The 21,930-nt window shown below is 68.5% G+C and carries 23 protein-coding genes; 17 read left to right on the top strand and 6 right to left on the bottom strand.

Features of this window, described 5'->3' with window-relative positions; translation table 11 throughout:
- Positions 1-10: 10 nt before the first annotated feature.
- The gene (locus B5V46_RS01265) at positions 11-1,183 is read right to left on the bottom strand and encodes a MalY/PatB family protein (RefSeq protein ID WP_080614907.1); all 1,173 of its coding nucleotides are present in this window, start codon (positions 1,181-1,183) and stop codon (positions 11-13) included.
- Between the two features lie 102 nt (positions 1,184-1,285).
- Between B5V46_RS01265 and def (B5V46_RS01260) the strand changes: the two genes are divergently transcribed.
- From def (B5V46_RS01260) to fmt, 4 genes are read left to right on the top strand one after another with little or no spacing between them, the layout of a single operon-like run.
- A complete protein-coding gene (gene def / locus B5V46_RS01260) occupies positions 1,286-1,807 on the top strand; it encodes a peptide deformylase (RefSeq protein WP_080614906.1) in 522 nt (173 codons plus the stop codon).
- Complete coding sequence (gene def, locus B5V46_RS01255) at positions 1,804-2,298, top strand: peptide deformylase (RefSeq protein WP_080614905.1); 495 nt, start codon at positions 1,804-1,806, stop codon at positions 2,296-2,298. Before def (B5V46_RS01260) ends, def (B5V46_RS01255) begins: the two co-directional genes overlap by 4 nt.
- A complete protein-coding gene (def, locus tag B5V46_RS01250) occupies positions 2,295-2,807 on the top strand; it encodes a peptide deformylase (protein ID WP_080614904.1) in 513 nt (170 codons plus the stop codon). Before def (B5V46_RS01255) ends, def (B5V46_RS01250) begins: the two co-directional genes overlap by 4 nt.
- Positions 2,798-3,712: a methionyl-tRNA formyltransferase gene (fmt, locus tag B5V46_RS01245; RefSeq protein WP_080614903.1), complete on the top strand. Its 915-nt coding sequence runs from the start codon at positions 2,798-2,800 to the stop codon at positions 3,710-3,712. Before def (B5V46_RS01250) ends, fmt begins: the two co-directional genes overlap by 10 nt.
- 355 nt (positions 3,713-4,067) lie before the next feature.
- On the opposite strand, the gene B5V46_RS01240 is transcribed toward fmt, so the two are convergent.
- Positions 4,068-4,841: a DeoR/GlpR family DNA-binding transcription regulator gene (locus tag B5V46_RS01240; protein WP_080614902.1), complete on the bottom strand. Its 774-nt coding sequence runs from the start codon at positions 4,839-4,841 to the stop codon at positions 4,068-4,070.
- A gap of 133 nt (positions 4,842-4,974) precedes the next feature.
- On the opposite strand from B5V46_RS01240, the gene phnD reads away from it, so the two are divergent.
- The 6 genes from phnD to B5V46_RS01210 all read left to right on the top strand — a co-directional run bounded on the left by phnD (position 4,975) and on the right by B5V46_RS01210 (position 10,453).
- On the top strand, positions 4,975-5,946 hold the full coding sequence (gene phnD / locus B5V46_RS01235; RefSeq protein ID WP_080614901.1) for a phosphate/phosphite/phosphonate ABC transporter substrate-binding protein: 972 nt from the start codon (positions 4,975-4,977) through the stop codon (positions 5,944-5,946).
- Between the two features lie 76 nt (positions 5,947-6,022).
- A complete protein-coding gene (gene phnC / locus B5V46_RS01230; protein ID WP_080614900.1) occupies positions 6,023-6,829 on the top strand; it encodes a phosphonate ABC transporter ATP-binding protein in 807 nt (268 codons plus the stop codon).
- Positions 6,826-7,635 carry a phosphonate ABC transporter, permease protein PhnE gene (phnE, locus tag B5V46_RS01225; RefSeq protein ID WP_080614899.1) on the top strand — a complete coding sequence of 270 codons (810 nt, stop codon included), beginning with the start codon at positions 6,826-6,828 and terminating at the stop codon, positions 7,633-7,635. Before phnC ends, phnE (B5V46_RS01225) begins: the two co-directional genes overlap by 4 nt.
- Positions 7,632-8,462: a phosphonate ABC transporter, permease protein PhnE gene (gene phnE / locus B5V46_RS01220; RefSeq protein WP_196774305.1), complete on the top strand. Its 831-nt coding sequence runs from the start codon at positions 7,632-7,634 to the stop codon at positions 8,460-8,462. The genes phnE (B5V46_RS01225) and phnE (B5V46_RS01220) overlap by 4 nt, the downstream gene beginning before the upstream one ends.
- Positions 8,462-9,403, top strand: a complete 942-nt coding sequence (locus B5V46_RS01215) for an HAD-IIA family hydrolase (RefSeq protein WP_080614898.1) — start codon at positions 8,462-8,464, stop codon at positions 9,401-9,403. The genes phnE (B5V46_RS01220) and B5V46_RS01215 overlap by 1 nt, the downstream gene beginning before the upstream one ends.
- An 810-nt stretch (positions 9,404-10,213) precedes the next feature.
- Positions 10,214-10,453, top strand: a complete 240-nt coding sequence (locus B5V46_RS01210) for a hypothetical protein (protein ID WP_080614897.1) — start codon at positions 10,214-10,216, stop codon at positions 10,451-10,453.
- A gap of 3 nt (positions 10,454-10,456) precedes the next feature.
- Here the strand turns inward: B5V46_RS01210 and B5V46_RS01205 are convergent, their stop codons facing one another.
- The gene (locus B5V46_RS01205) at positions 10,457-11,503 is read right to left on the bottom strand and encodes an FAD-binding oxidoreductase (protein ID WP_080614896.1); all 1,047 of its coding nucleotides are present in this window, start codon (positions 11,501-11,503) and stop codon (positions 10,457-10,459) included.
- Between the two features lie 50 nt (positions 11,504-11,553).
- Between B5V46_RS01205 and mnmD the strand changes: the two genes are divergently transcribed.
- Both mnmD and B5V46_RS01195 read left to right on the top strand, forming a co-directional pair.
- Positions 11,554-12,228 (top strand): tRNA (5-methylaminomethyl-2-thiouridine)(34)-methyltransferase MnmD, encoded by a 675-nt coding sequence (gene mnmD / locus B5V46_RS01200; protein ID WP_231119327.1) that lies wholly within the window; start codon positions 11,554-11,556, stop codon positions 12,226-12,228.
- Complete coding sequence (locus tag B5V46_RS01195) at positions 12,225-13,118, top strand: DMT family transporter (protein WP_080614895.1); 894 nt, start codon at positions 12,225-12,227, stop codon at positions 13,116-13,118. Before mnmD ends, B5V46_RS01195 begins: the two co-directional genes overlap by 4 nt.
- A 273-nt stretch (positions 13,119-13,391) precedes the next feature.
- On the opposite strand, the gene B5V46_RS01190 is transcribed toward B5V46_RS01195, so the two are convergent.
- Positions 13,392-15,317, bottom strand: coding sequence for a lytic transglycosylase domain-containing protein (locus B5V46_RS01190; RefSeq protein ID WP_080614894.1), 1,926 nt, complete (start codon positions 15,315-15,317; stop codon positions 13,392-13,394).
- Positions 15,318-15,481: 164 nt separating this feature from the next.
- Between B5V46_RS01190 and dapA the strand changes: the two genes are divergently transcribed.
- Positions 15,482-16,357: a 4-hydroxy-tetrahydrodipicolinate synthase gene (dapA, locus tag B5V46_RS01185; protein ID WP_080614893.1), complete on the top strand. Its 876-nt coding sequence runs from the start codon at positions 15,482-15,484 to the stop codon at positions 16,355-16,357.
- A 30-nt stretch (positions 16,358-16,387) separates the two neighbouring features.
- Positions 16,388-16,858: a TrmO family methyltransferase gene (locus tag B5V46_RS01180; RefSeq protein WP_231119188.1), complete on the top strand. Its 471-nt coding sequence runs from the start codon at positions 16,388-16,390 to the stop codon at positions 16,856-16,858.
- A 3-nt stretch (positions 16,859-16,861) separates the two neighbouring features.
- Here B5V46_RS01180 and B5V46_RS01175 read toward each other — a convergent pair whose 3' ends face one another.
- The gene (locus B5V46_RS01175) at positions 16,862-17,314 is read right to left on the bottom strand and encodes a DUF4399 domain-containing protein (RefSeq protein ID WP_080614891.1); all 453 of its coding nucleotides are present in this window, start codon (positions 17,312-17,314) and stop codon (positions 16,862-16,864) included.
- 585 nt (positions 17,315-17,899) lie between these two features.
- Between B5V46_RS01175 and smpB the strand changes: the two genes are divergently transcribed.
- The 3 genes from smpB to B5V46_RS01160 all read left to right on the top strand — a co-directional run bounded on the left by smpB (position 17,900) and on the right by B5V46_RS01160 (position 20,485).
- On the top strand, positions 17,900-18,376 hold the full coding sequence (smpB, locus tag B5V46_RS01170; RefSeq protein ID WP_080617898.1) for an SsrA-binding protein SmpB: 477 nt from the start codon (positions 17,900-17,902) through the stop codon (positions 18,374-18,376).
- Positions 18,377-18,443: 67 nt separating this feature from the next.
- Positions 18,444-19,307 (top strand): 3-mercaptopyruvate sulfurtransferase, encoded by an 864-nt coding sequence (gene sseA, locus B5V46_RS01165; protein WP_080614890.1) that lies wholly within the window; start codon positions 18,444-18,446, stop codon positions 19,305-19,307.
- Positions 19,301-20,485, top strand: a complete 1,185-nt coding sequence (locus B5V46_RS01160; protein WP_080614889.1) for an amino acid aminotransferase — start codon at positions 19,301-19,303, stop codon at positions 20,483-20,485. The genes sseA and B5V46_RS01160 overlap by 7 nt, the downstream gene beginning before the upstream one ends.
- A gap of 94 nt (positions 20,486-20,579) precedes the next feature.
- Here the strand turns inward: B5V46_RS01160 and B5V46_RS01155 are convergent, their stop codons facing one another.
- On the bottom strand, positions 20,580-21,911 hold the full coding sequence (locus B5V46_RS01155) for an ammonium transporter (protein ID WP_080614888.1): 1,332 nt from the start codon (positions 21,909-21,911) through the stop codon (positions 20,580-20,582).
- Positions 21,912-21,930 lie beyond the last annotated feature (19 nt).

The following is a 21,930-nucleotide window of genomic DNA, read 5'->3' as shown; positions in this document are numbered from 1 at the left end:
CAACGCACCGCTATTGCAGATCGGCGAAGGCCGCCTGCAGCCGCTCGACCGCCTCGACGATCCGCGCCCGCGGGGTGGCGATGTTGAAGCGCAGGAAGCTCTCGCCGCCGGTGCCGAAGCTGGCGCCGTGGTTGACCGCGATCTTCGCCTGCTTCTCGACCCGGCGGGTGAACTCGTCGGCGGCCATGCCGGTGCCCGAGAAATCGACCCAAGACAGGTAGGTTGCCTCGAGCGGCATCGAGCGCACCCCGGGGATCGCGGCGATGCCCTCGTCCAGGAGCTTCCGGTTGCCGTCGAGATAGCGCATCAGCGCATCGATCCATTCGGCGCCGTCGGACGAATAGGCGGCGGTCGCCATGATCATACCGAAGGAATTGGGCGACATGCCCATGGCCGCGAAACGCCCCGCGAAACGCGCCCGGAGCCCCGGATCGGGGATGATGACATTGCCGTTATGGATACCCGCGATGTTGAAGCTCTTCGTGGTGGCCGAAAGGATCACCAGCCGGTCGCGGATATTGTCATCGACCAGATCCATGACGATATGGCGGTGGCCCGGATAGACCAGGTCGTGATGGATCTCGTCCGAGATCAGCACCAGATCGTGGCGCCTGGCGAAATCGGCGACGGCCTGAAGCTCGTCGCGGGTCCAGACCCGGCCGCCGGGATTATGCGGCGAGCAAAGGATCACGACCTTCTCGCGGCCGGTCATCTGTGCGTCATAGGCCGCGAAATCCATCTCGTAGCGGCCATCGCGCGTGACCAGCGGGCATTCCGCCACCTCGCGGCCCGCGGCACGGATCACCCGGGCGAAGGCGTGATAGACCGGCGTGAACAGAACCACCCCGTCGCCCGGCGCGGTGAAGGCCTCGATGCAGAGCGCGGTTGCGTTCACAAGCCCGTGCGTGGTGAAGATCGCGGCCGGGTCCACCTCCCAGCCATGGCGGGTCTTCATCCACCAGCCGATCGCCGCCTTGTAGGCGGCGTCGTCGCCGAAATAGCCGTAGATGCCATGATCGACCATCGACTGCAGCGCCTTCGAAACGCAGGCCGGCGGGCGGAAATCCATGTCCGCCACCCACATCGCCAGCCCCTCTTCGGGAGAGACGCCATAGATCGGCTCCATCATGTCCCATTTCGAGGAATGGGTGCCGCGGCGGTCGATGATCTCGTCGAAATTCATGGCGGGTCTCCTGTGATGCGCGCGCCAAGCTAGCGTCTTGGCCGCCGGGTGCAAGACACGCCGCATTGCGCGGGCCCCCGGCTTCGCCTAAATCCATCGATCATGAGCATTCGACCGATCCTGATCCATCCCGACCCGCGCCTGAAAACGGTGGCAGATGCCGTGCCCGATATCTCGGACATGCTGCAGAAGCTTGCCGAGGACATGCTGGAAACCATGTATGACGCGCCGGGCATCGGGCTTGCGGCGCCGCAGATCGGCGTGCTCTCGCGGCTGATCGTGATGGATTGCGCCAAGGACGAGGGCGCCCGGCCCCAGCCCTATGCGATGTTCAACCCCGAGGTCGTCTGGGCCTCGGAGGACAGGAACATCCACGAGGAAGGCTGCCTGTCGATCCCCGAGACCTATGCCGAGGTCACCCGTCCCGCCGAGGTGATCGTGCGCTGGACCGACCCGTCGGGCGATCCGAAGGAGGACAGGTTCACCGGGCTCTGGGCGACCTGCGTCCAGCACGAGATCGACCATCTCGACGGCAAGCTCTTCATCGACTACCTCAAGCCGCTCAAGCGCCAGTTCATCACCCGCAAGATGGTCAAGCTGAAACGCGAACGGAGCCGGTCGTGAGCGAGCTGCCGATCCTGCGCTGGCCCGATCCGCGGCTGGCGACCCGTTGCGAGCCCATCGGCCATGTGACGCCCGAGATCGCGCGGCTGGCGCAGGAAATGCTCGACACCATGTATGGGGCGCCCGGGCGCGGGCTGGCCGCGCCGCAGGTGGGCGTGCTGAAACGGCTGTTCGTGATGGATGTGAACGGCGCCGCCGGGCCGCGCAACCCGCGTATCTTCATCGATCCGGTGATAGAGGAACGCGGACCCGAAACCATGACCGGCCCCGAGGGCTGCCTGTCGCTGCCCGGGATCGTCGCCGAGGTCGAGCGCGCGATCGAGATCACGCTGCGCTGGACCGATCTCGACGGCACCCGCCGGCGCGAGGTGTTGTCGGGCATCTCGGCGGTCTGCGCCCAGCACGAGATCGACCATCTCGACGGCATCGTCACCCTGAACCGGGTCGATGCCGACCAGCGCAGCGAACTGGAAGCGGCCTACGGCGCATGATCCGGCCGATCCTGCCCTGGCCCGACCCGCACCTTGCCACCCCGGCCGTGCCGGTCGAAACCGTCACCGACGAGATCCGCGCGATCTGGGCCGACATGATCGACACCATGGAGGCGATGCCCGGCCATGGCGTGGGCCTGGCCGCCAACCAGATCGGGGTGCTGCTGCGCCTTGCCGTGCTCGACTGCAACGAGACCCGCGGCGCGGCCATCCGGCTGGCCAATCCCGAGATCGTGACGGTCTCGGACGATCTCTCGGCCCATGACGAGGCCAGCCCCTGCCTGCCCGGGGTCGATGCCACCATCACCCGACCCGCCCGGGTCACGCTGCGCTTCCTGAATGAGCAGGGCGAACCCGCGACGCGCGAATTTTCCGGTCTCTGGGCGACCTCGGCCCAGCACCAGCTCGACCATCTTGCGGGCCGGATGTATTTCGACAATCTTTCGAAGCTGAAACGCGACCGCCTTCTGAAGAAGGCCCGGAAACTGGGGGCAGGCCGATGCGGGTGATCTTCATGGGAACCCCCGATTTCTCGGTGCCGGTGCTCGACGCGCTGGTCGCAGCGGGTCACGAGATCGCCTGCGTCTACACGCAGCCCCCTCGCCCCGCCGGGCGCGGCAAGAAGGACCGCCCGACCCCCGTCCATGCCCGCGCCGAAGAGCTGGGACTGATGGTCCGCCACCCGAAATCGCTGCGCGCGGCGCCGGAACAGACGGCCTTCGCGGCACTCGACCCCGATGTCGCCGTCGTGGTGGCCTACGGGCTGATCCTGCCGCGCGAGGTGCTCGAGGCGCCCTGCCGGGGCTGTCTCAACATCCATGCCTCGCTCTTGCCGCGCTGGCGCGGTGCCGCGCCCATTCACCGTGCGATCATGGCGGGCGACCCCGAGACCGGCGTCTGCATCATGGAGATGGAGGAAGGCCTCGATACCGGGCCGGTGCTGTTGCGCGAGAGCACCGCCATCGGCCCCGAAGACACCACGGGCGGTCTGCATGACCGGCTTTCGGACATGGGCGCTCGGCTGATTGTCGATGCGCTCGAGCGGCTGCGCGAGCAGCCCCGCGAGCCGCAAGCCGCCGAGGGCGTGACCTATGCCGCCAAGATCGACAAGGCCGAGGCCAGGGTGGACTGGACCCGTCCCGCCGCCGAGGTCGCACGCCATATCAACGGCCTCTCGCCCTTCCCCGGCGCCTGGTGCGATGTGGCCGGAGAACGGCTGAAACTCCTGCGCGCCCGCGCAGTGACGGACAACGCAGTGAACGGCAGCGCCGCCCCCGGCACGGTTCTGGACGGGCTGACCATTGCCTGCGGCGAGGGCGCCGTCGAGATCCTCGAGGCCCAGCGCCAGGGCAAGCGCCCGATGGGCGCCGCCGAGATCCTGCGCGGCTTTCCCCTGCCCGAACGGCTGAGCTGACGCCGCCCTGGCGCAGCCTGACCTGCCCCTAGCTCCGGGGACACTTTCGCCCGCCCGCCCCACGCCCCTTTTCGAGACACCGCCCGGGCCGCGCGCCTGTCCCTGCCAGGAGCCCTCCCTTCGACGGCGCGGCGTCGGGCGGGATCTCTTTCAGCTCCTGAACATGTTTCCCCGGCCATGCTTCCCCGGGGCCGGCCGGGCGCGAAAGCGCGGCAATCCGATCCGGCCAGAGGCGGGGTGTTTCTCGACGGCCCCTCCCGCCCCGGACCGTCTTCCGGCCGGCACGCCGCCCCCTGCAAGACAGCCCCCTGCAAGGCTGGACCCAGTAAGACAGGCCCCAGCAAGACAGACCGCGTCAGAGCACCCGCGCACCGCCTCGGGCGATCACGCCCCCAAGCTCTGCCGGCAGCGAGGCGTCGGTGACCAGCGTCACGCCCGGACGGAACGGCGTGACCAGATCGCAATCGGTGTGGCCGATCTTGCTTTGATCGGCCATCACCACCAGCTCGTCGCTCTGCGCCATCATCGCGCGCTTGATCGCGGCAAAGCCCGGCACCGCCTCGGTCACGCCGTTGCAACTGACCGCCGAGGCGCCGATGAAGGCGCGCCCGACATGAAAGCGGCGCAGGAAATCGACCGTGTCCGGGCCGATCACCGCCGCCTCGCGGGCCAGGAAATCGCCCGGACACAGCCGCACCGTCGCGGCCGCGCTGCGGCCGAGGATCATCGCGACATTCAGGCTGTTGGTCAGCACGGTGACCGGGGCGCCACCAAGCGACAGCCGCCGCGCCAGCTCCTGGGTGGTGGAGCCGGCATCGAGCATGATCGTGTCGCCGGGCGCCACCAGCGTGGCGGCCTGTCGGGCGATCTCGGCGCGCTCCTGCTGACGGTCGCGGCTGCGCGCATCCACATCCGGGCGCTGCCCCGGCCCGACCGGGATGACGCCACCGAAGGCCTTCGTGACCTGTCCGGCCGCCTGAAGCTCGGCCACGTCGCGCCGGATGGTCTCGGTCGCGACATGGAAATCCCGGGCCAGATCGCTGATCCGAAGATGCGATCTCAGCTTGAGCTCCATGAGGATTCTCTCGTGCCGGTCGGCTTTGCGCAGGCGCGGGTTCGGGTCGGTCATGGTCTGTCCTCTTGCGCGAGGTTATCACAGTTTGGCAACAAACATATTGCAGTTGCCACAAATTAATGCTGATCATGTGGGAGATGCCACATTTCTCCGGAGGAGCGGAGGGATGAGGACAAGGGAGGAAAACATGTTCGACATCACGTTCCGCGGCCTCGCCGCGGCATCCGCCATCGCCATGCTCGCCGGAGCGGCCCAGGCCCAGGACTGCCCGCGCGGCGATCTCGACCCGATGTATTGCGACCGGGACGGCGATCTGGTCGCCGACGCGCCCGCCGAGGGGCTGCAGGATCCGGGCACGCTGGTCTTTGCCTATACGCCGGTCGAGGACCCGGCAATCTATGCCGATATCTGGGAACCCTTCATCGAGCATCTCGAGGAGGCGACCGGCCGGGACGTCAGGTTCTTCGCCGTGCAGTCGAATTCGGCCGAGGTCGAGGCCATGCGCTCGGGGCGGTTGCATATCGCGGGCTTCTCGACCGGCCCCACGCCCTTCGCCGTCAACCTCGCGGGCGCCGTGCCCTTCGCGATCATGGGCTCGGACGAGGGCGAATTCGGCTACAAGCTGCAGGTCTATACCCGCAAGGACAGCGGCATCGACAGCATGGAGGACCTTGCCGGCAAGCGCGTCGCGCATACCTCGCCCACGTCGAATTCGGGCAATCTGGCGCCCCGCGCGCTGTTCCCCAATCTCGGGGTGACTCCGGACGAGGATTACGAGGTGGTCTATTCCGGCTCGCATGACCAGTCGATGCTGGGCGTCGTCGCCGGGGATTACGATGCCGCCCCGGTCGCCTCCGAAGTGGTCGACCGCATGGCCGAACGCGGGCTCTACGACCCCGAAGAGGTCAAGATCATCTGGGAATCGAAACCCTTCCCGACCACCTCCTTCACCTATGCCCATGATCTCGACCCGGCGCTGGTCGAGAAGATCAGGCAGGCCTTCTTCGATTTCGACTTCTCGGGCACCGCGCTTGGCGAGGAATTCGCCGGGGTCTCGAAATTCGTGCCGGTGACCTATCAGGAGGACTGGGCGGTGATCCGCGAGATCCAGGCCGCGAACGGGGTCCGCTACACCCCCGAGGGCCTTGCCGCCGAATGAGGGCATCAGCCCCCGGGCGGGCCCGCGCGGCCCGCCCGCCGTTTCCCGACCCCCGCCGTCCCGACGGAGCGCATGCATGCTGAAGATCACCGATCTCGTCAAACGATACGGCACCGGCGACCCGGTGCTGAAGAACCTCAACCTGACCATCGAGGGCGAGACCGTCGTCTCGGTGATCGGCTCCTCGGGCGCGGGCAAGAGCACGCTTCTGCGCTGCATCAACAAGCTGGTCGTGCCGAGCTCGGGCAGCATCGTGCTGAACGGCACCGAGCTGACCGGGCTGCATGGCCGCAGGCTGCGCGAGGCGCGGCGCAAGATCGGCATGGTGTTCCAGGGCTTCAACCTCGTCGACCGGCTGACGGTGATGGAGAATGTGCAGTCGGGCCGGCTGGGTTACCTCTCGACCTGGGCGGCGCTGACCCGGCGCTACCCGCGCGAGGAAATCCGCCACGCCTATGAACTGATGGAGCGCGTCGGCATCGCCCATTACGCCGACAAGCGCGCCGACGAGCTGTCGGGCGGCGAGCGCCAGCGCGTGGGCGTGGTGCGCGCGCTGATGCAGCGCCCCGAGATCCTGCTGGCCGACGAACCGACCGCCTCGCTCGATCCCAAGACCTCGGAACAGATCATGCAGCTTTTGCGCGATCTGGCGGGCGAGCTGAAGCTGCCGGTGCTGATCAACATCCACAATGTCAACGAGGCCAAGGCCTATACCGACCGCATTGTCGGCATGCGCTATGGCCGGATCATCTTCGACAGCGTGCCGGCCGATCTGACCGATGACGCGATGGACGAGATCTATTCCGGTATCCCGTCGCAAGACCGGGCGCAGGACCGGGCCGCGGAGGCCGCGCCCGCCGCAGACGCGAGGCTTGCCACATGAGCGCGCCCGCCGATCCCGCATCCCTGCCCGACCGCTGGTCGAAACCACGGATGATCCGCAACCCGCTGCTGCGCTGGGCGCTGTGGCTGGCGGTCGCCGCCTATATCCTGGGCACCATCGCCACGCTGCCGATCGACTGGGCGCGCGTGTCACAGGGCTTCGGCCGGGCCGCGCGGATCTTCGGCGGGTCGATCCCGCCGAATTTCGAGCGCAGCGGGCTGCTGATCGACGGTTTTCTCGAGAGCCTCAAGATCGCGGTTCTGGCCTCCTTCGGCGGGGTCCTGATCTCGGTTCCCGCCGCCTTCATGGCCGCGCGCAACATCGCGCCGCTGCCGGTCTTCTATCTCGGTCGGGCGCTGATCATCGTCGCGCGCAGCTTTCATCCGGTGATCGTGGCCATCCTCTTCGTCAAGGCGGTGGGCTTCGGGCCGCTGGCGGGCGTGCTGACGCTGATCGTCTATTCCATCGGCTTCGTCGCCAAGATGCTGGCCGAGCGGATCGAGGAGATCGATTTCGGCCAGGTCGAGGCGCTGCGTGCCACCGGGGCGCCCTATCTGTCGGTGCTGTTCTACGCCATCTTCCCGCAGATCCTGCCACGGCTGATCGGGCTGTCGATCTACCAGCTCGACAGCAACCTGCGCGCCTCGGCCATGATCGGCATCGTCGGCGCGGGCGGCATCGGCGCGACCCTGGCCAATGCCTTCGGACGCTACGACTACGATTTCGCCCTCGCCATCACCATCGTCATCGTCGGCGCGATCCTCCTCAGCGAGGCAATCAGCGGACAGATCAGGAAGCGGATATGACCGATCAGGACATGACCCGGCCCGCGCCGCTGCGCGAGGCCTTCCCCGAGGACTGGCACCGCTACACGCCGCGCCAGCAGATCGCGCGCTATCTCGGCCTGCTTTTCGCCGCGCTGGTGATCGGCTGGTCCATCACCTCGATCGACGTGATCTGGGAATGGGTCTGGGATGCGCCGGTGCAGATGGCCGATCTCTTCGGCCGCATGGTCCCGCCCGATGCCACCAATCTCGGCACCATCCTGCTTGTGCTCTGGGAGACGGTGAACATCGCCACCATCGCCACCATCTTTGCCGTCCTGATCTCGCTGCCGGTGGCCTGGCTCGCGGCGCAGAACACCACGCCGAACCGCGCCACGCTGTGGCTCGGCCGGATCATCCTGGTGTCGTCGCGCTCGATCAACACCATCATCTGGGCGCTGCTCTTCGTGGCGATCTTCGGCCCCGGCATCGTGGCCGGCATCGTCGCGATCATGCTGCGGTCGGTCGGGTTCGTCGGCAAGCTTCTGGGCGAGGCGATCGAAGAGATCGACCCGCGCCCGGTCGAGGCGCTGGAAGCCACCGGCGCCTCGCGCGCCAAGGTGATCCTCTATGCCATCGTGCCCCAGGTCATGCCCACCTTCTGGGCGGTGGCGATCCTGCGCTGGGACATCAACCTGCGCGAATCGACCGTGCTGGGGCTGGTGGGCGCGGGCGGCATCGGCCTCATCCTGCAATCGGCCATCGACACCTTCAAATGGCAGGAGGCGGCGACGGTGCTGCTGTGCATCCTCGGGCTGGTCCTGCTGGGCGAGATCGTCTCGGCCTGGCTGCGGCGGCGCATCCTCTGATGCGGGCCGCGAACCGCCTGCTGACCGATACGCCGGAAACGGACGGCCGCGATGCGGCCTGGGCCTTCGCCGCCTATCAGGCGATCCGGCCCCGGCTGCCCCAAGCCCGGGACGCGGGCGCCGCACAGCCGGTCGCCTCGCTCTCCGAGGCGGTCGGCGAGGTCGACCTGGTCCTGCTCGATGCCTATGGCATGCTGAATGTGGGCGAGACGCCGATCCCCGGCGCCGCGGACCGGATCGGGGCCCTCAGGGCCGCGGGCAAACGCGTCGCCGTGGTCTCGAATTCGGCCGGCTACCCCAAGCGCCACATGATGGCCCGCTGGCAGCGGCTCGGCTTCGATTTCACCGCCGCCGAGGTCTCCTCGAGCCGCGAGGCGCTGCTGGCCACCCTTGCGGGCGACCGGCGGCACTGGGGCATCATGCTGGATGACGGGCATGGCCGCGAGGATCTCGGCGATCTGACGGTCAGCTTTCTCGGCGACGATCCCGAGACCTATGCCGGAGTCGACGGCTTCCTGCTGATCGGTGCCTCGGGCTGGAACGAGACGCGCCAGAGCCTTCTGGCACAAGCCCTTGCCGCCCGGCCGCGCCCGGTCTTCTGCGGCAATCCCGATCTGGTGGCCCCGCGCGAGACCGGGCTGTCGCTCGAACCGGGCTATTGGGCTCACCGGCTGGCCGATGCCACGGGGCAGCTGCCCGTCTTCTGCGGCAAGCCCTTCCCCTCGGTCTTCGATCTGGCCCGGCTGCGCGCCGGAGCGGGCATTCCGCCGGACCGGGTGCTGATGGTGGGCGACACGCTGCATACCGATATCCTGGGCGGCCGGGCGCTTGGCTATCGCAGCGCCCTAGTGACCGATCACGGCGCGCTGAAATCCCTGTCCTGCCAGTCCTGCTGTCGCGCGGCGGGCATCCATCCGGATTTCGTGATGGCCTCGATCTAAGGCGGGACGGCACCGCTCGCGCGCGCGGTTTCGGGTGTCGGCAGCCGGAGCCTGCCAGCCTCTCTCTTATTCGGGCGGAAAGCCCCCCCGCGTCGGTTCTTGCGCGGGGGCGCCCCTGTAAATTGTGGCAGGCCTTCCGGAAAGTCCCGTGACGGTGGCATGATGCAGTGTGGCGATCAAAGCCGTCCGGATCTTCCCCTGCCGCAGGGCGGCGCGGTCGAAGGGAATGGCGGGCAGATCCGTCTTCGCCGCGCGTCCCGCCGCACCGCTCCCGGATCTGCGCAAGGGCTCCGGGTCTGTGGCCGGGACAGTGGGCCAGCTCAGCGCCGACAGCCCCGGCGCAGGGACCGGCGGAGGGGATCGGCGGACCGGGGGGCGCGGCCGAGAGACGAAGCGGAAAACGGCAACGCCCGCCACCCGGATGACGACAAGGCCCGGGCAGAGGCCCGATCCCTGCGGATCTTCCCGCGCTTGCGCGACGAGCGAGGGGCGAGGATGGTCTGGACCCCGGGATGGCCGCGGTTTTGCCGCCACACCTGGCCCATGCCGCAGAGCCAGAACCCCGTCTCGCCGCCCGCCTCGGACCCGGGACCGGACGCGCCATGGCCCGAACAGGGCACGTGTCCGGCCACGCGTCCCGAGGCGCCGTTCGGCGTTCTCAGGAACCGAGGCCGGGGCAGGACGGAATGCGGCCGACCGGGCCAATGTGTCCGATCCGGGGCGGCCGAAATCCCGCGGGTCCCTGTCCCGGGACACGGATCGCAACGAACCGCTCTGGCAAACGCCTGGCGCGCGCCCCATATTCAGGCCATGGGCATGGTCTTTCTTCTCATCATCGGGGCTGCGGCCGGTTTCCTCGCCACCCGGATCATGCGGGTCGAGGCCGATATGCTGACGACCGTCGCGCTGGGCGTTTTCGGCGCTTTGATCGGCGGACTGCTGATCCGCCTCCTGCTGGCCATCACCGGCGCGCTGGCCGGTCTTGTCGGGGCGGTGCTGGGCGCGATGGCCCTGATCTGGGCCTACCAGACCTATATCGGCCGGCGCTGAGGCTCAAAGACTCGCCTCGATCCGGAAGCCTTCGGGGATGTCGTCCCGACCCTCCAGAACCAGCGCTGCCATCAGCTCGCCCACCTTTGGCGCCAGCCCGATCCCGATCTTGAAGCCGCCATTGGCCACGAAATGCCCCGGCCGCCCGGGCCAGGGACCCAGCATCGGCGCGATGGTCTTCGCGCGCGGGCGCACGCCCGCCCAGCGCTCGATCACCTCGGCGCCCGCAAGCGCCGGACAGACCGCCCGCGCCCGGTCGATCACCGCGTCGAGCCGCGCATCGGTGCTGTAGGGATCGTCGAACTCGCGTTCCGAGGTCGAGCCCACGGCGACCGTGCCATCGGCATGGGGCACGATCAGCACACCATCGGCATAGACCTGCGGCACCGCGCCCGCATCATGCGCAAGGATCGCCGCCTGTCCCTTGACGCCGCTGCCGACCTGACGGTCGAGATCGGCCGAGAGCGCAGCCAGCCCCGGATAGCCCGTGGCCCAGATCACTCGCCCCTCAATCGGACCCTCGGCACCGCAGGACACCTCGCCTCCCCGCACGCGGATGGCCTCGGCCAGAGCCGCGCAAGCGGCGCGCGGCGCGATCCGGGCCGACAGCGTGTCATGGACCAGCCAGCCCGAGGCCGTCTCGGGCACAAGACCCCCAGCCTCGGCCGCCCGGATCACCCGCCAGGCCGCGCGCCCCTGCCAAAGCGTTTCGGCCTCGACGGCACGGTCCCGGGCGCGGGCCAGCGCTTTTTCATCCGCGAGCGGCTGATAGCGCCCGACCCGGCCATAGCCGGTCTTCAGGCCGCTTTCGGCCTCGACCTCCGCCCAGAATGCCTCGGAGGCGATCAGGCTTTCGAACTGGAACTGCTTCTTGGGGTTCCATTGCTCGGGCACATGCGGGCTGAGTGCGCCGACCGGCGTGCCGCTCGCCCCCGCGCCGGGATGCGACCATTCGACGACGCGCACCCTTGCGCCGCGCCGCGCGCAGGCATAGGCCGAAGAGAGCCCGAACACCCCTGCCCCCATCACAGTTACATCGACCCGTGCCATCCGTTCCGCCCCCTTGCCCCGAAGAATCCGCCAGCGGTCTAGGCGATCCGCTGCCCCGTGACCAGCGCGCCGGGATCGAATGGCGCGAGGGTGGGGTGCCGGTCTCGACCCGCTTCGACGATCCCTATTTTTCGATCGCCGACGGGCTGGCCGAGACCCGCCATGTGTTTCTAGACGGCAACGGCCTGCCCGGCCGCTTCGCCCCGGGCTTTCACATCGCCGAGCTGGGCTTCGGCACCGGGCTGAACCTGCTGGCGGCGCTGATCGCCTGGCGGGCGGCCGGAACGGAAGGCCCCTTGCGCTTTACCAGCTTCGAGGCCTTCCCGATGAGCGCCGAAGAGATGGAGCGCGCGCTGTCGGCCTTCCCCGAGGCCCGTGCCGTGGCCGACCCGCTGATCGCCGCCTGGGCGGAGGGTGCGCGCCGGATCGAGACCGACGGGCTGATCGCCGAGATCGTCGAAGGCGACGCGCGCGAGACCCTGCCCGCCTGGGAGGGCCGGGCCGATGCCTGGTTTCTCGACGGCTTCTCGCCCGCCAGGAACCCCGAACTCTGGTCGCCCGGGCTGATGGCCGAGGTCGCCCGCCACACCGCCCCCGGCGGCACCGCCGCCACCTATACCGCGGCGGGCTTCGTCCGGCGCGGCCTGGCCGCGGCGGGCTTCGAGGTCAGCCGCCGCCCGGGCTTCGGGCGCAAGCGCCACATGAGCGTGGGACACCTGTCATGACCCGGCAGAACACCCGGCTGGGGATCCTTCTGATGATCGCCACGACCTTCGTCTTCTCGGCGCAGGACGTGCTCTCGCGCCATCTGGCGGATCACTACAACATCCCGATGGTGGTGATGATCCGCTACTGGTTCTTCGCGGCCTTCGTGATGGTGCTGGCGCGGCGCAACGCGGGCAGCCTGTCGGCGGCGGCACGCACCCGGATGCCGGTGCTGCAGACCCTGCGCGGGCTGGTGCTGGTGGCCGAGATCTGGGTGATGATCGCGGCCTTCACCCATCTCGGCCTGATCGAGAGCCATTCGGTCTTCGCCTCCTATCCGCTGATGATCGCGGCGCTGTCCGGCCCGGTCCTGGGCGAGAAGGTCGGCTGGCGGCGCTGGTGCGCGATCGGCGTGGGCTTCGCTGGCGTTCTGGTGATCCTCGCGCCGGGCGTGCGGGTGTTCTCGCCGCTGGCGCTGATCCCGCTGGCCGCCGCGACGCTGTTCGCCATCTACGGGCTTCTCACCCGCTATGTCGCCCGCGAGGACAGCGCCGCGACCAGCTTCTTCTGGACCGGCACCACCGGTGCGGTCGCCGCCACCCTCGTCGGGCTCTGGAGCTGGGAGCCGATGACGGCAGCCGACTGGGGCTTCATGGCCGGGCTCTGCGTCTCGGGCGCGCTGGGACATTTCCTGCTGATCAAGACCTATGAGGTGGCCGAGGCCAGCGCCGTGCAGCCCTTCGCCTATCTGCAGCTCGTCTTCGCCTCGGCCTTCGGGCTCGCGGTCTTCCACGAGACGCTGCACGCCAATGTCGTGGTGGGCGGGACCATCGTCGTGGCGGCGGGGCTTTTCACCGCCTGGCGCGAGCGGGTGCGGGCAGGTCGGGCGGGCGGAGCCGGGCCGGTCTGAGCGCCTGAACAGATCCGGGGCAGCTCCGGGGCAGCACGAAAAACGGAACGGCGCCAGCGGGCCGCCCGGCGCGATTCACGGGCGATCCAGGCGGGTCCGGCCCTTGCAGCGGACGGACGCCCCCATGAGGCCATAGTCCCGGCAACTGCGCCCGGGGGCGGCAGCGCGGACCGGGCGCGCGTCAGGCTTTCACGCGTCAGGGCTGGGCAGGGATGCAAAGCCAGCCGGGCAGGAGCGACAGCCCCGCCCGGCACCGCGCCAGACGACCGGCGCTCAGTTCGACTTCAGCTCTTTCGAGAGGCTGAGCGCTCCGGTCCGGCCCGCCAGCCGCGCCCGGTAGATCGGCAGCGATTCCGTGACCCGCATCACGTAATTGCGGGTCTCGGTGAAGGGGATCAGCTCGATCCAGTCGATCACGTCGACCCCGGCCGCGCGCGGATCGCCCTGTTCGGCGACCCAGCGATGCGCCCGGCTGGGCCCGGCATTATAGGCCGCGGCGACCAGTACCGGATTGGACCCGAACTCTTCGACCAGATGCGCCAGATAGGCCGCGCCGAGACGCGCGTTATAGGCCGGATCGGCGGTCAGGGCCGAGCTGGAATAGCGCACCGACAGCTTGTCGGCCATCGCCTTGGCCGTGGTCGGCATCAGCTGCATCAGCCCCAGAGCCCCGGCGCCGCTGGCCACCGTCGGGTCGAACTCGCTTTCGCGGCGCACGATCGACAACACCAGCTCGGTCGGGACCGGATGGCGGCTGCGGGCGATCGTGGTGACCGGGAAATAGGCCTCGACCATGACATTGCCGGTCTCGGCCGCGGTCTTGGCGATGCGCAGCGCGACATGGTGGTCGTTCAGCTCCAGCGCCAGCCCGGCCAGCGCGCGCTGCCCGGCCGGATCGGCGGTTTCGGCAAGATGGGTCAGGAACATCTCGACGAGGTTCTGCTCGCCCGCCTCATGCAGCAGCAAGGCGGCCGCGATCACCGAGCCGCGGGCAAAGGGCTGGGCGCGCCAGTCGGGGTAATGGTCTTTGCCGGTCAGCGAGGGGTCCATGGCGATGCCGCCCCGCTCGGCCGACAGAAGCCCGTAGAAGCTGGTCTGGAACTGCGCCCCCGTCGCATAGGCGGCGCGGGCCTCCTGCGGATGGCCCATCGCCTCGAGCGCGCGCCCCTCCCAGTAGCCCGCCCGACCAAGGCTGATCGGGGTCCGGACCGCCGCCTCGAAGGCGCGGAAGTGCTTCAGCGCGGTCTCAGGCCTGTCGAGGAAGCGCAGCGCGATGAAGCCCGACAGCCATTCCAGCTCGGCATAGCTTGCCCCCGCGCTCAGATGGTGGCGCGCGGCAAGCCGATAGGCGAGCTTCGGGTTGCCCTCGCGCAGCACCTGATGGGCATAATAACGCCGCCACCCGGCCCAGCGCGCCGGACGGCCGAGGCTTTCGGCCGATCCGCTGCGCTCGTCCAGAAGCGCGATCGCATCCTCGCCCCGGCCCTTGCGGGTGCGCCACATGAAGCGCTCATAGGCCAGCCCCGGATCGTCGCGCAGCGCGGCGGGCACCGCCGCGATCAGAGCATCGACGCCGGGGCTCTGGTTGCGCAGCGCGATCCGTGCCGCGGCAAGCTTCTGCCAGCCCTCGGGCACGAGGCCCAGCATCCGACCGGCCGAAATGTCATGCCCGTCCCAGAGCAGCGTATCGAGCCGGGCCCTGTGATGGCCCGCAAGCGCCGCGCCATAGCGCGCCAGAAGCGCCGCCTGCACCGGCTCGGCAAGCGGCAGCCTGCGCCAGGCCGACACCGCGACCTCCTCGGCCTTGCCCCTGCGGCCCAGCGCGGCCTCGGCCTCGGCCAGCCGCAGCGCGCCCTCGCCGGTCACCGGATCGCGGGAGCCGAAAAAGGCCACCACCGCGGCCGGATCGTCGCTGGCCGCGATGACGCCCTCGGCCGCGCTCCGGACCTTGCCGAGCCCCGGCCAGTCGGGATTGCGGGCCAGAAAGGCGCGGTAGTCGTCAAGCCGGCCCTCGCCCGCGCGCAGCCGCCGCCACTCGACGATGTCGAGCGCGACCTGACCGGCCGGGCGTGCCAGCTGACGGGCCTCGGCCCAGCGGTCGGCGCGCACCGCGACCATGGCCTTGGACAGCGGGCCCGGATCGGCCGCGAGGACGGGAGAGGCCAGCAAGATCAGGACGGTCAGGATCAGGGCGCGCATGTCGGAACCGGTTCGGCAAGAAGGGAGGGGAAAGGTCTCACACGGTGCTCCATGCAGGCGATTCACAAACTTGGCAACGGCCCGCCGACGCTATAGGGTCCGGCGCGCTGCGCGGGCGCGCGACTCGCGCCCCGATGAAACACACAAGTGATAAGGAGCGTGTCATGATACAAGGGTCCCTTCCAGCCCTGGTGACGCCGTTCAAGGACGGCGCGGTGGATTTCGACACGCTCAAGCGTCTTGTCGACTGGCAGCTGGCCGAAGGCAGCCACGGCTTCGTGCCCGTCGGCACCACCGGCGAAAGCCCGACCCTGACCCATGCCGAACACGAGGCGGTGATCGCGGCAGTGGTGAAGACCGTCGACGGCCGGGTGCCGGTGGTGGCCGGCGCGGGCTCGAACAACACCGCCGAGGCGGTGCGCTTCATGCAATATGCCGAAGAGGTCGGGGCCGATGCCGCGCTGGTGGTCACGCCCTACTACAACAAGCCGACCCAGGCCGGCATGATCCGGCATTTCACCGAGCTGCATGATTGCTGCACCCTGCCGATCATCATCTACAACATCCCCGGCCGCTCGGTCGTCGACATGACCCCCGAGACCATGGGCGAGCTGGCGAAACTGCCGCGCATCATCGGCGTCAAGGACGCGACCGGCGATCTGGCCCGGGTGCCGAAACAGCGGATCACCTGCGGCCCCGATTTCGTGCAGATTTCGGGCGAGGACGGCACCGCGCTGGGCTTCAACGCCCATGGCGGGCGGGGCTGCATCTCGGTCACCGCGAATGTGGCGCCGCGGCTTTGCGCCGAGTTCCAGGAGGCGACGCTTGCGGGCGACTACGCGAAGGCACTGGAGCTGCAGGACCGTCTGATGCCGCTGCATATCGCGATCTTCCTCGAACCCGGCGTTGCCGCGGCGAAATACGCGCTGTCGCGGCTCGGCAAGTGCAGCGACGAGGTCCGCTCGCCGCTGGTCGGGCTGACCCAGGGCACGAAGGATCGGATCGACGCCGCAATGCGCCATGCCGGCCTGCTGAACTGAAGGCCTGCTGAACTGAAGGGGCCGGACGAGTTGCGCCCGGGCGAGGTGGTGGCCGGGGATCTTGGCCCCGCCGAGGGCCCGGCGCTGCGCGTCATCGGCCGGGCCCGGACCCCCTGGGGGCCAGAGGATTGCCCGAGGAATATCTGCCGGGCGCGCGAACGGGGCGCGCCCGCCACCCTCGAGATCGACCCGGCCTTCGCCCCGGCGCTGAAGGGGCTTTCTGTCGGCCAACCGGTTATCCTGCTGTACTGGATGGACCGGGCGCGGCGTGATCTTCTGGTGCAGGCGCCCCGCCATGTCGACGGTCCGCGCGGCAGCTTCGCCCTGCGCTCGCCGAACCGGCCCAACACGATCAGCCAGTCGACGGTCAGGATCACCGCGCTCGACGCCGGGGCCGGTCGGGTAGAGGTCGATGCGCTCGACTGTTACGACGGCACGCCTCTGCTCGACATCAAGCCCTGGCTGGCCTCGATCGACCTGCCGCCCGGCGAAACCGGCTGAGCCCTATTCGACCGTCACCTCGATCGGCTCGGACATCACCGGCGGGTCATGCGGCACATGGTTCGCGTCGCCCAGAAGCAGCCAGAGGCGATGCTTGCCGGGCGCGAGCTCGACCGTGGTCTCGGTCTGGCCGCCGCCGAAATGGATGTGATGATCGTCGGCGGGGATCGCATGCGCGACATCGACCTCGTCCTGCGGCAGATCGACGATCAGGTGGTGATGGCCGCTGGCGGGGGCGTCGGTGCCGGCCGGCACGACCTCCATGCCCTCGATGCCGAAGACCACCGTCACCGGCGACGAGACCGTGGCACCGTCTTCGGGGCTGATGATGAACACCCGTGCCCCCTCGGGCGAAGGCGTGCGGGGATCCTCTGCCAGCGCGGGCAGCGCAAATGCCGTCAGCGCGGCGAATGCCAGAGACGGGACAACGAATGAAACGGCGGGGCGAGCGTGCATGGGGTCCTCCCTTCCAGTGCATTCCGACGGACGATCCGGTTGGCCGGACCGGCCTCCGGACTCGAGCTAGCCCGGAACGGGAGCGGATCAATCCGAGGCGCGATTCGGAAAGGCGGGAGGAAACCCTTGGGGCGCGCCGGTCACACCAACCGTCTGCCACCATTCACATGGCGCGCCCCAAGTAACATTGCACCCGTTACAGGGCCAGATACGCGGCCCTCTACACAGGATCGGCAACACCACGTCGATCCATGACCGCCATATGGCACGTCGATTCGGACTTTGATCGGGAATAATTATGATCAAATTTGAGATGCCTTCTAAGAACCGACGGCCATGACCTTGCGTCACGTCCGGCAGCCATGCCTGCGGCTGGAGAGCCGCGCGGGCCGGGGCGCCCTGTCCGGGAGGCCGGCACGCGTCGGCCCCGGAAGCGGCGCGCCCGGCCGGGATGCGGTGCCGTTCCAGCAGCGAAAGACCGCCGCCGATAGCCCCGTCCCGCCCCTTCGCGAAATGCGACAGCCGCCTTGAGGACGGATGCGCGCCCTTTCAAGCCGGACCGCGATAGCCTATATCGCCTCCACCATGGCCAAAGCGAAGACAGATCCGAATTACAAGGTGATCGCCGAGAACCGGCGGGCCCGCTACGATTACGCCATCGAGGACGACCTCGAATGCGGGATCGTGCTGCAGGGTTCCGAGGTCAAGTCGCTGCGCGAGAACGGCGCCAACATCGCCGAGAGCTATGCCTCGGTCGAGGATGGCGAGCTGTGGCTGGTCAACGGCTATGTCCCGCCTTTCGAGCAGGCCCGGACCTGGGGCCATGAGGAACGCCGCAAGCGCAAGCTTCTGGTCAGCCGCAAGGATCTGGCCAGGCTCTGGTCCGATACCCAGCGCAAGGGGTTCACGCTGGTGCCGCTGGTGCTGTATTTCAACCACAAGGGGCTGGTGAAGCTGAAGATCGGCATCGCCAAGGGCAAGAAGACCCAGGACAAGCGCGAGACCGAGGCCAAGCGCGACTGGCAGCGGCAGAAGGCCCGGCTTTTGAAGGATCACGGCTGACCCGCCTTGCCTCGGCTCTGGCGCCGTTCTAAGGAAAACGGTGTCTGCGCAGCCGGAGGGGGAGGTCATGAGCTACGACGATCCGAAAACGCTGGTCTCGACCGACTGGCTTGCGGCGCATCTGAACGATCCCGATCTCAGGATCCTCGATGCCTCCTGGTATCTTCCCGGCTCGGGCCGCGATCCTCGTGCCGAGTATCAGGAGGCCCATATCCCCGGCGCGCGCTTCTTCGATATCGACGAGATTTCCGACCAGCGCTCGGACCTGCCGCATATGGTGCCGCCGCCCGAGAAGTTCATCAGCCGGATGCGCGCCATGGGCGTGGGCGATGGCCATCAGGTCGTGGTCTATGACGGCGCCGGGCTGTTCTCTGCCGCCCGGGTCTGGTGGACCTTCCGGCTGATGGGCAAGACCGACATCGCGGTGCTGGACGGGGGCCTGCCGAAATGGCGGGCCGAGGAGCGCCCGGTCGAGGACATGCCGCCGGTCGTGCGCGACCGCCACATGACGGTGCAGCGCCAGGCCGGGCTGGTCAAGGACGTGACCCAGGTCGCCGCCGCCTCGAAGCTCGGCGATTACGAGATCATCGATGCCCGCGGGCCCTCGCGCTTCGAGGGGACCGATCCCGAGCCGCGGCCGGGGCTGCGCCCGGGCCATATTCCGGGCTCGAAGAACGTCCCCTTCGCCAGCTTGCTGAATGCCGATGGCACGATGAAAAGCCCCGAGGCACTGCGTGCGGTCTTCGAGGCCGCCGGGGTGGACCTGCGAAAGCCGGTCATCACCTCCTGCGGCTCGGGCGTGACCGCCGCCATCCTCAGCCTCGCGCTCGAGGTGATCGGGCATCGCACCCATTCGCTCTATGACGGCTCGTGGTCGGAATGGGGCATGTATGGCGATCTTCCGGTCGAGACGGGACCTGCACGATGCTGACCCGCCTTTCTCCGCAAAGCCCCGACAAGATCATCGGGCTGATGCAGCAGTTCCGCGCCGATCCGCGCGCCGAGAAGATCGACCTTGGCGTCGGCGTCTATCGCGATGCCCAGGGCCGGACCCCGGTGATGCGGGCGGTCAAGGCCGCCGAGGAAACCCTGTGGCGGACCCAGGACAGCAAGGCCTATGTGGGCATCGAGGGCGATCCGGCCTTTCTCGACGCGATCCGGACGCTGGTCCTGGGCGAGGCCCTGCCTGCGGACCGCGTCGCCGCGGTGGCGACGCCGGGCGGCACCGGCGCGGTGCGGCAGGCGCTGGAGCTGGTGCGCCTCGCCGATCGCAAGGCGCGGGTCTTCATCCCGGCGCCCTCCTGGCCCAACCATGCCGCCATCGTCAATTTCCTGGGGCTCGGCGAGGCGGCCTACCGCTATTACGATGCCGAGGCCCATGCGCTCGACATCACGGGCCTGCTGGCCGATCTCGAGACCACCGGCCCGGGCGATGTGGTGATCCTGCATGGCTGCTGCCACAACCCCACCGGGGCCGAGCTGACGCCGGCGGACTGGGCCGCGATTGCCGAGATCCTCGGCCGCACCGGCGCGCTGCCGCTGGTCGATCTGGCCTATCTGGGCTTCGGGGACGGGCTAGAGGCCGATGCCGCCGGGCTGCGGCTGCTGGCAGGGGCCCTGCCCGAGATGCTGATCTCGGTCAGCTGCTCGAAGAATTTCGGGCTGTACCGCGAACGCGTGGGAGCGGTACTGGCGCTGACGCCCGATCAGACGGCGCGCGATCTGGTGCGGGGGAACCTCTCGAACCTCAACCGCCAGAATTTCGCTTTCCCCCCCGATCACGGCGCCCGCGTGGTGACCGCGATCCTCGGCGATGCCGCTTTGCGGGCCGACTGGGCGGCCGAGCTCGAGACCATGCGCAGCCGGATCGACACCCTGCGCCGGACGCTGGCCGACAGGTTGCGCGAAACCAGCGGGTCGGACCGCTTTGCCTTCCTTGCCGGTCAGAAGGGGCTGTTCTCGCTGATCGGTGCGACCCCTGATCAGGTCGCAATGATGCGCGAGACCCATGGCGTCTATGTGATCGGCGACGGGCGGATCAACCTCGCCGGACTGTCGGAAACCAACATCCCGAAAGTCGCCGGGGCGATGCTGGCCGCCGGGCTCTGACAGGCCCCAGAACACAGGCACCGGGCAGCAAAGGCACAAAAGGAAACGGCGGGGAACTCCCCGCCGTTCGCATTTCCACCCCAGGGCGTCCGGCTCAGCTGTGATAGGCCGCCTCGCCGTGGCTGGTGAGATCGAGGCCCTGACGTTCGCTGTCGGTATCGACCCGCAGGCCCACGATCATGTCGACGATCTTGTAGGCGATCAGCGAGACGACGGCGCACCAGACGATGGTCACGAGCACGGCCTCGGCCTGGATGATGGTCTGGCCGATCGTGCCGACACCCTCGGCAAAGCCCTGGCCGCCCAGCGCCTCGCTGCCCAGCAGACCGGTGCCCAGGGCACCGACGATACCGCCCACGCCATGCACGCCGAAGACGTCGAGGCTGTCGTCATAGCCGAACTTGGTCTTCACAGTCGACACGAAGAAGTAGCAGATCGGCGACACGGCGAAGCCGAGGATGATGGCGCCGACCGGGCCGAGCTGGCCACAGGCGGGCGTAATGGCGACGAGGCCCGCGACCATGCCCGAGGCGGCCCCCAGCATCGAGGCCTTGCCGCGGGTCAGGCCCTCGACGGCGGACCAGGACAGGATGGCGGCGGCGGTCGCCACGAAAGTGTTGATGAAGGGCAGGCCGGTGAAGGCATTGGCTTCGAGATTCGACCCGGCATTGAAGCCGAACCAGCCGATCCACAGCATCGAGGCACCGACCATGGTCAGGGTCATCGAATGGGGCGCCATGTTTTCCTTGCCGAGGCCGATGCGCGGCCCGATCAGGATCGCGCCGACCAGGGCCGCGATACCGGCATTGATGTGCACCACGGTGCCGCCCGCGAAATCGAGAGCGCCGAGGTTGTACAAGAGGCCCGCGCCGTCCCAGACCATGTGGGCGATCGGGAAATAGCAGAAGGTCGTCCACAGAGCGACGAACAGCAGCACGGCCGAGAATTTCATGCGTTCCGCGAAGGCACCGACGATCAGCGCGGGCGTGATGACGGCGAAGGTCATCTGGAACGCGATGAAGACATATTCGGGGATGACGACGCCATCGGTGAAGGTCGCGGCAGTCGAATCGACGGTGACGCCCGACAGGAACAGCTTGCCGAAGCCGCCCCAGAACGGCGAGGTGCCGCCGCCGAAGGCGAAGGAATAGCCCCAGAACACCCAGATCACCATCATCATGCCGGCGATCAGCGTGCTCTGCATCAGTACCGACAGCATGTTCTTCTGGCGCACGAGGCCGCCGTAGAACAGCGCGATGCCCGGCATGGTCATGAACAGGACGAGGATGGTCGCAGTCATCATCCAGGCGGTGTCGCCCTTGTCCATGATCGGTGCGGCCTCGGCGACCTCCTGAGCCAGCGCCGGAAGCGCCGCGGCCGTCGCGGTCAGCGCCGAAAGGCCGAGAATATGTTTGATATTCGCCATTTTCGTTGTCTCTCTATCC

It is taken from the genome of Rhodovulum sp. MB263 (genome assembly GCF_002073975.1).
In the GTDB taxonomy this organism is placed as follows: Bacteria; Pseudomonadota; Alphaproteobacteria; order Rhodobacterales; family Rhodobacteraceae; genus Rhodovulum.
The sequence above is the reverse complement of the archived record's forward strand: the minus strand, read 5'-3'. Positions and strand labels throughout refer to the sequence as shown.